This is a genomic window from Kineosporiaceae bacterium (assembly GCA_016713225.1).
Taxonomy (GTDB): Bacteria; Actinomycetota; Actinomycetes; order Actinomycetales; family Kineosporiaceae; genus JADJPO01.
Window position 1 is genome coordinate 291,295 of sequence record JADJPO010000011.1, and the last position, 12,634, is coordinate 303,928.

The following is a 12,634-nucleotide window of genomic DNA, read 5'->3' on the forward strand; positions in this document are numbered from 1 at the left end:
TCGCGACGGTCAAACGTAGCCACACGATGGCCCGGGAGTGCAGGATCCTAGGCATGCCACGAGGATACCAATCCTGAGACCCAATTGGTCAGGTCCGCCCCACCTAGTTCCGCCGAACACGCTTGACCACTGATGCGGGCCCTTGGAGAGTACTTCAAGTCGGCCAACGCCCGGCCGGTTATGGTCCGAGCGTCGATGATGTCCGCTGCAACACCGGTGGCCACGACTTGACCGCCTTCGTGACCGCTGCCGGGACCGAGCTCGATGATCCAGTCGGCAGCGGTGATGACGGCGAGGTTGTGCTCGATCGCAATGACCGACCGTCCTTCATCAAGAACGCGATCCACCAGCGCAAGAAAGCGCGGCACCTCGTCGTAGCCGAGACCGCGCGTCGGCTCGTCCATCAGCAGAACCCGCCTGTGAGGCTGGGCCACTTCGGCTGATATCCGCAATCGCTGAGCTTCCCCACCGGAGAGTGTGTCGGTCGACTGCCCGATCACAAGATGCCCGATGCCCACTGCCGACGCAGTCTCGAGGCGACGTCCGGATGCTCTCGTGGTCACGAAAAACCTCCGAAGCCTCTTCCACGGTTAAGTCCAGCACGTCGGCGATGGACAGACCTTCGACTCGGGTCCTTAACAGCTCCGGACGGTAGCGACTGCCATGACACTCCTCGCAGACGCTGGTCACATCCTCAAGGAACTGCATGTCCATCCGAAGGTAGCCCCAACCGCCGCACGTTCGGCAGGCTCCCTGGCCGTTGAAGCTGAAGTCGCCAGGAGGCAGGTCGGATGCCTCGCCGAACAACTTGCGAACCTGGTCGAAGATCTTCAGGTAGGTGGCCAACACCGAGCGCACCGAGCCCCCGATATCCCGCTGGGAGAGAAGCGTGCTCGCCGAAACTTGAGCGGCGATGTCGAGGGCGAGGCTTGTCTTCCCTGAGCCCGATGGCCCGGCGAGCACTACAAACCGATTGCGGGGAACCTGAACGAGACGCGGGTGCAAATTGTGCGACCGTGCCTCCACTGGGAACCACGGTCCCTCGTCGGGCACTGGTCGGATCGCTCGCTTGATCACCGGCAGTAGGCCGTAGTGGCCTCGATAAGCACCGACCGGCCCAGCCCAGGTCACACGCCCGCCCTGACGCCCGCCGCCTGGCCCAAGCTGGATAACGTCGTCGGCCACCGCTCGTGCGCCATCGGAATGGTCCACCAGTATCACGGTGTTCCCGGAATCACACAGGTGCGCCAACGATTGGTAAACAGACCGGGCCTCTTCGTGGTGAAGACCCGCTCCGGCCTCATCCACTACGTAGACCATGCCGGTCAACGGCGATATAAGTTGATGCGCAATGCGCACTCGGCGAAGTTCGCCGCCGGACAACGTGCTGGTGGGACGCAGCAAGGTCAAGTGTCCCAAGCCCATCCCGATCATTCGCTCCAATAGGCTTACCAAGCGAACCCGAATGGGTGATGCGATAGGCTGCTGCAGATTCTCAAGAAAGTCGACTAGCTCCCTGAACTCCATGACAAGCACGTTATCGAACCTACGTCCGTCAATGCTCACCGAGCGCGATGCTTCACCCAATCTTGTACCGTGACAGGCGGGGCATGGGCCCTGCTCGAAGAAGCTTAGGTCGTACACCCGACTCGCCAGGCCGCGCTGGTCGGACACACGTTTCCGCAACCGCGGGACTAGTCCCTCATACGTGAAACGTTGTACAAAACCCGGGCCACGATTGGCCACCTCAAGCATGGGGGAATACAGAAGAAAGTCTAACTGCCCTGCAGAGAACTCATCAACGGGCACGCCCAGGGGCAGCTTGTGGGTAGCTTCAAGGATATTCCAGTACCGGCCGCCTAGCTTCCACGCTCGATGTTTGATCGCTCCTTCACCAAGAGATTCTTGGGGATTGAGGAGCCGATCGAAAGCTGGGCTCAGAAAAATGCCAGCACCCTGACAGACGTCACAAGCGGACTCAGCATTGAGGAATGACAGCTGGCTTGCGCTTCGCTCGGGGTGGCCTAGTCGTGAGAATAACAACCGCAATAGGGCAAGCGCGTCGGTCATAGTCCCGACGGTCGAGCGTGAGGATCGCCCGCCGTAACCCTGGGCAAGCGCGATGGTCGGGCGTAGACCGTGGATTGCGTCGACGTCCGGGTTAGCCAACCGGGTCTCAGTGAAACGAGAATACGAACTGATTCCCTCTAAATAGGCGGCGTGGGCTGCAGCATGGACAGTTCCGAACGCTAGAGACGATTTACCTGAGCCCGACGGACCAACTACAGCTATGCATCGATTCAACGGGAAATCAACAGAGACGCCCTGGAGATTGTGAGTCCGGGCTCCGATAACTCTGATGGCTTCGAAGCTCGCGCCCGACTCTGCCCGATCGCCGCGCTTGGCGCGACTCGATGCCTGCTGCCCATACACACAGACTCCCGTGGCTCAGCACACGCTGACACACCTGAGCGGAGCGGAGTTGCAGGTCACGGGTCACCACGGGCGGAAGAACAGAACTGGCATGTGCAAACCCTTGCCGGTTTGGCGGCTAACGGGAGACCATCGACAGCACCCTCGCTCTCAGGGAGAGGTATGGTATGAGGACGCCGCTCGATGTGCACCTTTATGTAACGCCGCGCTGCAATCTTTCGTGTCCGCACTGTTACTACGACGCGATGGAACGTGGGAGGCAGCCCGCCGACACGTTGGACCTTCAAGAGATCGGGCGAATCCTTACCGGACTCTGCGAGCGCTTCGATGCTGACGTCTCGCTTGAGGGTGGTGAGCCGTTCATGCGCGCCGGACTTGGTTCGATGCTCTCCACCCTTGATGCATCTGTACTTGCCCGAATCACCATCACCACCAACGGCACGGTGCGAGTGGCAGCGCCGAAAGCCGTGCTTTCCCAGTTGGGTGGCCTCCGCATCTCCATTGACGGACATACTGACCAATTGCAGCAGGAGTTGCGAGGCGTCGAGGTCGCGCCCGTCCTAGCGACATGCGCAAGCCTCCGCTCCATGCGAGTGGCGTACACGGTTCGAATGACACTGTACCGCGGCAACGTCCGGCTCCTCAGAGACATTTACTCTTGGCTTGCGGCGAATGAAATCGCCCGCATTTCACTATTCGAGTACCAGGCATCTGGTCGCGGCATCGGACAAGACCAGATGTTTGGGGTTAGCTCGAGCGACATAGAACAACTGCTTTCTGACCTTTTACGACTGCCTCGTCCTCCTGGGCTAGAACTACTCACACTCAATCTCGCTCAACGGCGCGTGGAAAGCGCAATGTCACGGCAGGAAGAGTTGTCCGATGCCGGAGTGGGGCTCCTGCAACTCCCGGAAAATGCGAACTGCACCATCAACTACAACGGCACAGTCGGAGTGAGCCCTTGGCTGGTAACAGCCTCCGGGTCCCCGGATATCTTTACCAGCACGCACTCACCAACTTTCCTCGACGAGATTGAGCAGGCGGCCGTCAGGGGAGGGCTTCACGACGCAGGCCCTTGTCTAAGCCGAATACAGCTCCGGTACGAGCGATGAGACCAATTCGCCCGACAGGCGGGCGCGCCCTGATGGACCTGTGTGGCATCGGGAACACCCCTGTCGTACCTTTGGCGGACATCACCAAGGTCGGTCAGGTGTGGCTGAAGGCGGAGTACGCGAACCCGTTCGGCAGCGTAAAGGACCGCACGGCGGCTTATCTGTTGGCTTGGGCCAGGACAGCAGGTGGTCCCGATGTCTCGATCGTAGAGAGCACATCGGGAAATCTGGGTTTGGCTTTGGCTCACCTCGGCCCAAGCATCGGAATTCCCGCAACGCTCGTGATGGACGCATCACTTCCGATCGAACGAATCGAAGATGTCCGTCGGGCTGGCGCCACGGTGCACGTCGTCACGGAGCCGCGCGACGGGCTGACCTTCCGCGAGAGCCGGATCGCTGTCGCCCGCGAACTTGGAGACAGGCCCGGTTGGCTATGGCTCAACCAGTATGGCAATGAGGCTGGTATGCGAGCGCACGAGGAGACAACCGCGAGGGAGATTTGGTCAGATCTCCAGGGCAACGTTGAGGTCGTGGTGGCCTCAGTGGGTACGGGCGGTACCCTCTGCGGCATCGCGGCGGCTCTGCGCGACCAGTCGCCACGCCCGCTGATCGTGGGTGTAGAGCCCGTCGGCTCAACGATCTCCGGTGGGGTCGAGGGTGAGTACCTGCCCGCCGGCTCGGGGATGCGCGGGGTGCCGAAGATCGTCGCGCTCCATGGGGATGACATCGACTTCTTCACGAGGGTTCCGGACCAGCTCGCGGCAGCGTGGACCTTGCACCTGGCTAGTCGTTATGGGCTCGAGGTCGGCCTAACGACAGGTGCCGCTCTCGTCGTAGGGGCGATCCTTGCCGAGGAACGGGACGCGAAGGTCATCGTGATCGCGCCCGACCACGGGCACCCGTTCCGCTCGGCTATCGCAGCGATGGCGCGAAACTGCCCCGCCCGTGGTGACACATCACGGGTGGAGTGGCGCCGGTTCGGGATCAGCAACGCTCCGAGTAGCAACTCGTTGCGCTCTCAGCTTGCAGGCACAGAGAGTGAGAGGGGGGGAATCGAGAGGTGAAGCGACAGGACGAAAAGTTCAACCCGGTACTGCGGAGGGCTACTCGCATGCTCGGCAGCAAACGCCCGCTGGTTCCCTCCTCGCTGCCGTTCACCCTTGGATACGAAGAGACCGACGGCGGGCTCTTCGCTCGGTTCTGGTTTCGGACAAAAGGGTGCACGCACACTCTCGGCGGCGGCTGCACAATGTGCGACTACTGGATAAGTACCGAGGTGGATGCCGATGAGACTCGGTCATCTGTCGAGCGGGCCCTCGCGGACATGCGGAAGAATCGCACTATCGACTTGCTGATCGAGACGTCTGGTAGCTTCTTCGACAATCGCGAGGTCGACCCGCAACTTCGTACATGGATGTTGGAGCGATTCCAAGAGCTGTCGCTTAGATACGTGATAATTGAAACTCGGACGGACATGCTGGGAAGCGAAAGCCTCGATGCATGCGTCGCCGCAATACAGCCTTCCAGACTTGTAGTCGAGTTCGGGGTCGAGTCGCTCGACCCGTGGATCCTGAAACACTGCATAAATAAGGACACCTGGCCCGGGAGCGTTCAAGAGGCTGTGAACGCGGTACATCGGCATGGAGCTCTGGCCACGGCAAATGTTCTTATCGGAGCACCCTTCCTCTCCTTGTCGGAGCAGATTGAGGACAGTTTTCGCACACTCAGCGGGGTACTTGATATGGGGTTCGACACAGCCGTGCTCTTCCCGGTTAATGTCAAGCACTACACCCTGACAGGGTGGCTTTGGGATCGTGACATGTACAAGGCACCGCCGCTCTGGGCTCTGGTTGATGTGTTGACCCAGCTCAATCCGTCGCTATTGTCGCGCGTGGTGATCTCTTGGCATCGTCCGAGACCCGACTACCACCCGGGATACACGACCCGCTATATCCGGCCGGAGACCTGTCCAGGCTGCTACGAGCGCTTGACGGCACTCCTGGATCTTTGGAGAAGGTCGACGGATCGTCCAGCGCTCCTCGCCCAGATTGACAGCATCACATGCACTTGCCGTGACGAACACGAGGCGAATAGGCTGTCTCCAGATCAAACGTTGCTGGAGCGTGTCCGATCTCAGCAGCTACGAATCGTGGACGAGTTGTTCGATGGATCATGGGGCATCGACTATATCGATACGATTCCTGAACATCGATGGGTAGGTCCGTGAACAATGACACGGGAATACGACGGTCTCGCCGACATCTATGACTTATGGGCAGAGGCAGATGCAAGCGCAACGCCGTCGCTGGCCTTCTATGTGGCCCTCATGCGGGGACCAGCACGCGAACGTGTAGAACTGGGAGTCGGAACGGGCCGCATCGCGATCCCTATACTGCAGGAAGGCGGTTGCCTGACCGGCGTGGATGCGTCCCCTCGGATGCTCGATCTCTGTAGAGCGAAAGCCGACCGGGCCGGCGTGTCCGGAAGGCTTCGTCTCCTTCAACGGGATGTGCGACAATTGGATCTTGACACACCGGCGGAGCTAGTCACCTTTCCTTTTCGCTCGATCGGTCATCTTCTGACCGACGCGGATAAGCTCGCCTGCTTTCGCTCCGTGTACGCAAACCTCGTGCCAGGGGGACGTTTCGTCTTCGACCACTATGTATGGGACGAAGCTTGGGCTCGCGCACACGACGGGGTGTCCACGCTAATGGTGGACCATGAATTCACCGATTATCGCCTCCGCGTCTACGACACTTACCGCTATCGCTACAGTGACCAGCGCATGGACTGCTCTGTCCGCATTCAGCGAGTATCCACTGGCGACGATCGCTTGTTAGACGACCGACTGCAGCATTTTGAGTTTAGCTGGTTCGAGGTCTGTCAGGTCCGGCAATGGGCACAGGAGATAGGATTCGAGGTTGAGGCCCTTTTCGGAAGTTTCGATGCCAGCGACGACCATGGGCCCCAATCTGTAAACCAGGTGTGGACTCTGCGAAGGCCAGTCAACTGATGACCGCGAAGGCTCGTACCCCCCCAAATCATCTTATTCCAGTTTCGGCGGCTTTCGACGGCCCCAACCTGCAGATGCTTGCGGCAGAATTTGGCACTCCCGTTTTCGTTTATGACTTCGACCTGTTGAGCGCGGCTGTTGACGAGTTGCGTCAAATCCTCCCCGACGCGAGTCGAATCCTGTACTCGGTGAAGGCGAATCCCAGCCTCGCGATTTTGCTGCACCTTGCCAGCCTAGATGTCGGCTTCGACATAGCGTCCGTCGGTGAACTGATGGCGCTGAAGCGAGCAGGAGTTCGTGGCGACTCCGCAATCTTCGTCGGGCCAGGCAAACGCGAGTCCGACGTGTCCGAGGCTTTCGAGCACGGGCTAGGCTGGCTGGTCTTGGACTCAAGCCTTGAATACGAGCGCGCATTGGCCGTTCGCCCACTCGCGGGGCCCTCGTCTCTTGCCATTCGCTTGAATCCAGGCGTCGATCGAAGCGGATCTGGGCTGCTCCGCATGGCCGGGGCTACGCCGTTCGGGATGACCGAGCAAGAGGCGCTCCCGTTGCTACAGCGGTCCACCTCAGAGTGGCCTATTGAAGGCTTTCACGGTTATGTCGGCACTAACATATTGGACGCCGATTCAATTATCGCGAACAGTGCTCTTCTACTTGAGTCCGCGGATCGTCTACAGGAGCAGAGTGGCGCACAGTTTCGCTTTGTCGATCTTGGAGGTGGATTTGGAATTCCGCAGTACGACCGCGAAGAGGCCCTGGAAGGCTCGCGGCTTAGGACTGGATTGCAGGCGCTCATAGAAGACTACCGCGCCAGGCACCCCTGGACGGAGGAAATAGCATTCGAGTCCGGGCGCTTCATAGCGGCGCGTGCAGGAGTCTTGCTATGCAGCGTCATCGATTGCAAGGAACGTAACGGGGAGCTCTTTGTTGTGCTCGACGGCGGCATCAGTTCCGTTGGCGGACGCGACGGCTATGCGGGGGCACGGCCGATGCCGCTCCGGCTACTCACCCAAAGCAGCCACACAGTAATGGCAACGTTTTGTGGGCCGCTCTGTACCCCAATGGATCGGTTGGCAGCGCAAGTGTTGACTCCCCGGCCTGAGCCTGGCCAAGTCGTAGCCTTGTTCCTGGCCGGCGCCTATGCCTATTCAGCCAGCCCTGGCCTATTTCTAAGTCACGGGTACTGCGCCGAAGTCGGCGTGAGCCGGGGCCAAGCGCGATTGTTACGTCCTCGTCAAGATATCAACACGTTACTCGATTCGCAGAGACCGTAGTGGAGTTGGGCGATATGGAATATGATCTCACTGCGAGAGTCCTCGCCGAGTTGGCATCGATGCGCGGACTCTTGGTGGAGCCTGATGTGCTTCGCCCAGAACACCGACTGCGCGAGGACTTAGGTCTAGAGTCGGTCACATTGATCGAATTGATAGTGGCGATCGAAGATGCGTTCGACTTCCGGGTTGATCCCATCTCAATGAACCTTGAGGACGCCCTCGTCTCAGTGGGAAGTCTCGTTGCCTTCGTGCGAGAGCACTACAGCGGATGAGCAATCCGCGTGTCTCTCTCGTTTTCGCAAACCATGCTGAGTTCAACGGACAGAACATGCAGATGATCTTCGCTGCGAGCGAGGCTAAGGTCTGGTACGAGGGGGCGGCCGACTTGATCGATCACGCCCTCTTCTGGGCACAAGGTGGAGCCCTAGTCATCGTGCCTGAGGAGGTCCATCCAGGACTGCTCAAGGATGTACGGAACTTCTTCGGCACTGAGGCAATCGACACCCTTCACTTCCCCGGCACGTCTGCGTCGCTCTGCGATCGCATTGGGCAGGATCGCGCCGGGCGTGAGCGGATGCGGCACTGGCTGCGCGGCAACAGCAACTCGAACCTACTTGCGTGGGGTATGACGCCGGCGCTAGCGAGCTTGATGCGGGTTCTGGAGAAGGAAGAACTCTACGTTCAGGCGCCGGGGTTACCTTCAGCCGATGCGCTGTGGCTGGCTCAGTCACTTGATTCCAAGCCTGGATTTCGAATGTTGGCAGAAGAGCTAGGCCACGCCCATCCCGAGGTACGCGTTCCGGACGGGTTCCTTTTGCCGGACCTCGATGCGGCCCTGGCTACCGCCGAAGACTATTTCCTCCGCAGCGGACACTCTGTGATACTCAAGGCGGCCCGCGGAACCGGCGGATACAGCACTCTCATAGCGGTGCCATCGGTTCGTCCCGAAGAGCAGATGGCCTCTCTTCGCCGCCTCCGGGCGCTGGCGCGCTTCGACACGTTCTGGCAGGTCGGCTCCGTGGTGGTAGAGCGCTACATTTCTGGACCGGACGGCGCCACCCCCGCTGCGTATACGGTAGACGCATGCGTGAATCGAGATGGCTCGGTGTCGATAGAGTGCTTTGGCCGCATGCTTATCCATTCCGGCAAGCGTTACGAGGGCGCTGTCATGGGGAGGGGAGCCGTCAACCCCGCCCTTGCGGCGCAACTCCACGAAGTGGCGCGCATCTTTGGCCGAGCGCTCAGCAAACGTGGCTTTACTGGTCTATTCGATATTGACTTCGTGGTCGACGCTGAAGGGCTGCCTTGGGTATGCGAAATGAACGTCCGGCGAGCCAGTCCTAGTCACCTGCTTGCCATCGCGCTCCGAGCCTTTGGGCCCTCGTGGTTAACGAAAGGTGCGGTATTTGGTCGCGACTACCTGTATCTGCGGGGGTCAATGAAGATGTCGTACGAGGATCTCCGAACTCTCGCTCAGGAATACTCCTCGCAGAATCCCGCCATCTTGGCACTCTTAATCACGCAGGCTAGCTATTCCCTATTGCGCCGATCTCCCCATTTCGGCTACGCGATCCTCGCGGCCGACGCGCATGTCTGCGAGGAGGAGGCGGGGCGCTTCGAGCGTTTCGTCTACTCGTCCCTGGGGCTAAACCTGCTGGCACTCAGCAGTCGAGTGGAGATGTGAGATTGCATGGGAGCTGAGCCATTGACCCTATCCATTCCTAACGTGAGCAACGGCCACGCTGAACGGATCACTCGGCGACTCGTCGAGCCGTCGCGGCATAACTGGCTCGCTGGCTGCGCTCGCAGCTCCAACCTCGGCCTGCTCTGGGGCACCGGTGATCGGGCGGTGATCTGCCCAGTCCCGTGCGATAAATTGATGGTCGACGACCTGCAGCATGCGCTAGATGTGCGCCTTCTAGTCCACCAAGTGCCAGATGATCTAACTCCGTCCGAGACCGCGCTAGATCAACTAGCGCTGCGATTGCGCACGTTCGACCGAGGCGCGGGATACCGCGCGGTGGCCTGGTCAGCTACGGTAGATCTGAGCGAGTTGGTCGCCGGTCTGCGCAAACGGCACGTGACCATTGCCGCAGGTTCCGGTCCTTTCACGCCGCATTGGTCCGCCGAGTACCTGAACTCAAAGATTGGGCTACGTCATCTTGTCCAACGGGTAGGGCAATCCGAGGTCCTCCGTCTGCCGACTGGCGTTGTTTGCTCCCACCTGGCACACGCGTGCGAGGCGTCCGCCGCGCTGCTGCGCGCCGGACACGCGAGGGTGGTTCTAAAGGCCGACCGGGCAGCTGGGGGGTTTGGCCAGTTCCTCGTGCCTGCCCGGGTCCTACAGTGGGACGCTAGGAAGCGCGAAGCTTTTGCGCGGGTGGTCCCTACGATGACCCCGTTGCTGGGAAGCTCGCCCATCGTCGCCGAAGCCTGGATCGAGCACCGCACGGACCTTTCCGCCACCCCAAGCGTCATGATGGAGCTGCACGATCAGGGGGTGGATCTTGTTGGGACCGCCGCAACCTTTATGGAGCTCGGCATGGCCCATGTCGGCGCGATGGTCGGTGATGGTGCACTTTCCGCGCCATTGGAGAGTTCGGTGATCGAGTCGGGCTCGCTGTCGCCGAAGCGGCGTGGGCGATCGGATATCGCGGACCCTTGAGTGTGGACACCGTCGTTGACTCTGAAGGCCGGGTCTTTCTCTTGGAGATCAATGCACGTCGCACAATGGTCAGTCACTGCTACGACCTGCGGCGCGCTATATTCGGCACAGCGGGAGGGGGCGCGGTTGCAAGCGTCGACAGTATTCGAGTCGGGACTGATAATCTGCACAGTTACGAATCTGTTCGCAGCCGGCTGAGTGCTATGTGGTTTCAACGCGAAATCCAAAGCGGAATATTGATAACGAATTTCGCGCCAGCGCATGAGGATCACGAGGACGCATGGATAAGCCTCGTAGCTCTCGACCGCCAGGCCACGGCTGCTGCCACCTTGCTGAGACGCGCTCTGGTGACGCTGGGCGTCGCGGGTCCTCAGGCGATCGCGAGCCTCGCATGAACCGCCCGATCGCCTGGATCAGCCGCCCCGTCTATGTAGTCGCCCCCATCGCCGAGCGGCGCGCGGAGCCCACTGAGCATCTCACGTATCAGAGGATCTACGAAACGCACGATCGCCCGTGGAGCGACGTCGCCACCGTCGGCGAAGTGTCAGATGCATGGCCCAGCTCGGCTGAGGAGCTAGCTCTCAAGGTTATAGTCCCTCTGCTCGACCGACACCAGCCAAGCAGCGTGGACGCTTTCGTTGACTGTCGGTCTGGGGCAATGGTGGGAGGCCCCGCCCCTACTTACCGGTTGGCGTTGTCGGCCAATCTTGATTCAGCCACGCCCGTATGCCTCTGGGGACAGGACGGACCAGAGTTTATCTTCGGCGTCGCCGCCGCAGCCCGTCAGCTGTCCTCTCAGGGAACGGCCATCGTTTCCGCCTGCCAGCGAATCGTCTATCCGGACACTCGCGCCCCAGCTTGGACGAGCTTGATGTTGGGCGATGCAGCGGCCGCTGTCCTACTCCGTAGAGAGTCATTTCCGGGCAGCAGACCAGTCCTAGCCGTACGGGTGGAGCGCAGTTTGGCGGCGGGCAGCGACCTGCTCGAGCACACGCTCCACCACGCCGGGCTTGGGCTGGAAGCCTGCGCGTGGACGGCAACTGCCGATCCGTCGAGGAGTATGGGCGCCGGTGGCTCACGATGGCCGACCACCTATTTCGGGGTGGCCGATATCTTAGTGAGACTAGGCGACGGTTTGACTGACCATGACTTGCGTGAAGTCGGCGCGTTGTTGACATATGGCCGGGCCGGAACCTCGGCGGCAATGATACTCGGAGCGGAGGAAGCATAATGTCGAGTGAGACCGCGTCGTTTGAGGACCGCGTGCGATTCACCACCAAGGAGATAGATGCGGAACATCACCGCATCGTAGACTTTTGCGAAGAAATCTTGGGCAGGATCCAGCGGTCTGCGCAGTCTCAGGTGGATTGGATTCGGATGTATCCACTCGCTTGGTCGTCGAGGCGATCGGCCGAGAGCGGGTTAAGCTGTTCATCGTTGAGCAAGATGACTTCGATGCTCGATTCCTGCGAAACGCCGCCAGTTTGGCGAGCGATCTCGCCCTACAACTTATCACAATCGATCTCCGCGGGATGCCGTTGGCTCTAATCGGTGCAATGGGAGCCGCTGACCCAGCGATGAGTTTTCGCGTAGATGGCGTGTTGGATGTCGGCCGAGCAAAGTGCTCGCTGCGGACGGCTCTGCTCTCGACTTACCAGGACCGGGGGTATCGGGTGGTCGGAAACTCCAACCGAACCGAGTGGCTGACCGGCTTCTACCTCCCATTTGGCGACGGACTGGCCCACGTGCAGCCAATCATCCACCTGTACAAGTGCCAGGTTGCCCAACTGGCCACCCGAGTTGGGACTGCGCCTGAAGTCATCGACCAAGCGGGTTCATCGGGGTTCTGGGTGGGCGCGGAGGACCTCCTCGACCTGTCCTTTTGGCTGTACGCCGGGGGACCGATCCGCCACGAGCGGAGTTACACTGAAGACGAACTGGCGAGGATCTACGGGATTCGGGAGCAACTCAACCGCGAGTTGCTTGATGCCGTCATTGACGCACTAATGGGCGGCGTCAGCGCTGAGCAGATCGCTGCCGATGCCGGACTACCCATTGAGATCGTCAAGCGCCTTCAGTCATTGTTAACATCGGCTCGCTGGAAGCACGTCCCCATGTTCGAGCGAGTGGTGTAGCC

Annotated in this window: 10 protein-coding genes; 9 read left to right on the forward strand and 1 reads right to left on the reverse strand. The window is 60.3% G+C overall.

What is annotated here, in order from left to right:
• Positions 1–47: 47 nt before the first annotated feature.
• Positions 48–404, reverse strand: a complete 357-nt coding sequence (locus IPK24_24085; GenBank protein ID MBK8078537.1) for a hypothetical protein — start codon at positions 402–404, stop codon at positions 48–50.
• 2,196 nt (positions 405–2,600) lie between these two features.
• Here IPK24_24085 and IPK24_24090 point away from each other — a divergent pair.
• The 9 genes from IPK24_24090 to IPK24_24130 all read left to right on the forward strand — a co-directional run bounded on the left by IPK24_24090 (position 2,601) and on the right by IPK24_24130 (position 12,632).
• The gene (locus IPK24_24090) at positions 2,601–3,545 is read left to right on the forward strand and encodes a radical SAM protein (GenBank protein MBK8078538.1); all 945 of its coding nucleotides are present in this window, start codon (positions 2,601–2,603) and stop codon (positions 3,543–3,545) included.
• A gap of 71 nt (positions 3,546–3,616) precedes the next feature.
• On the forward strand, positions 3,617–4,609 hold the full coding sequence (locus IPK24_24095; GenBank protein MBK8078539.1) for a cysteine synthase family protein: 993 nt from the start codon (positions 3,617–3,619) through the stop codon (positions 4,607–4,609).
• Positions 4,606–5,772, forward strand: a complete 1,167-nt coding sequence (locus IPK24_24100; protein ID MBK8078540.1) for a hypothetical protein — start codon at positions 4,606–4,608, stop codon at positions 5,770–5,772. The genes IPK24_24095 and IPK24_24100 overlap by 4 nt, the downstream gene beginning before the upstream one ends.
• A 3-nt stretch (positions 5,773–5,775) precedes the next feature.
• Complete coding sequence (locus IPK24_24105; protein ID MBK8078541.1) at positions 5,776–6,558, forward strand: class I SAM-dependent methyltransferase; 783 nt, start codon at positions 5,776–5,778, stop codon at positions 6,556–6,558.
• Positions 6,558–7,832 carry a hypothetical protein gene (locus tag IPK24_24110; protein MBK8078542.1) on the forward strand — a complete coding sequence of 425 codons (1,275 nt, stop codon included), beginning with the start codon at positions 6,558–6,560 and terminating at the stop codon, positions 7,830–7,832. Before IPK24_24105 ends, IPK24_24110 begins: the two co-directional genes overlap by 1 nt.
• 14 nt (positions 7,833–7,846) lie before the next feature.
• A complete protein-coding gene (locus IPK24_24115) occupies positions 7,847–8,104 on the forward strand; it encodes an acyl carrier protein (protein ID MBK8078543.1) in 258 nt (85 codons plus the stop codon).
• Positions 8,101–9,516 (forward strand): hypothetical protein, encoded by a 1,416-nt coding sequence (locus tag IPK24_24120; GenBank protein ID MBK8078544.1) that lies wholly within the window; start codon positions 8,101–8,103, stop codon positions 9,514–9,516. The genes IPK24_24115 and IPK24_24120 overlap by 4 nt, the downstream gene beginning before the upstream one ends.
• Positions 9,517–10,224: 708 nt before the next feature.
• On the forward strand, positions 10,225–10,497 hold the full coding sequence (locus IPK24_24125; GenBank protein MBK8078545.1) for a hypothetical protein: 273 nt from the start codon (positions 10,225–10,227) through the stop codon (positions 10,495–10,497).
• Positions 10,498–11,864: 1,367 nt separating this feature from the next.
• Positions 11,865–12,632, forward strand: a complete 768-nt coding sequence (locus IPK24_24130; protein ID MBK8078546.1) for a hypothetical protein — start codon at positions 11,865–11,867, stop codon at positions 12,630–12,632.
• Positions 12,633–12,634: the final 2 nt, after the last annotated feature.

Coding starts and splice junctions, on each gene's coding strand:
- IPK24_24125 (MBK8078545.1), top strand. CDS start 10,225: ATGACCCCGTTGCTGGGAAGCTCGCCCATCGTCGCCGAAGCCTGGATC.
- IPK24_24120 (MBK8078544.1), top strand. CDS start 8,101: ATGAGCAATCCGCGTGTCTCTCTCGTTTTCGCAAACCATGCTGAGTTC.
- IPK24_24085 (MBK8078537.1), bottom strand. CDS start 404: ATGGACGAGCCGACGCGCGGTCTCGGCTACGACGAGGTGCCGCGCTTT.
- IPK24_24115 (MBK8078543.1), top strand. CDS start 7,847: ATGGAATATGATCTCACTGCGAGAGTCCTCGCCGAGTTGGCATCGATG.
- IPK24_24090 (MBK8078538.1), top strand. CDS start 2,601: ATGAGGACGCCGCTCGATGTGCACCTTTATGTAACGCCGCGCTGCAAT.
- IPK24_24110 (MBK8078542.1), top strand. CDS start 6,558: ATGACCGCGAAGGCTCGTACCCCCCCAAATCATCTTATTCCAGTTTCG.
- IPK24_24105 (MBK8078541.1), top strand. CDS start 5,776: ATGACACGGGAATACGACGGTCTCGCCGACATCTATGACTTATGGGCA.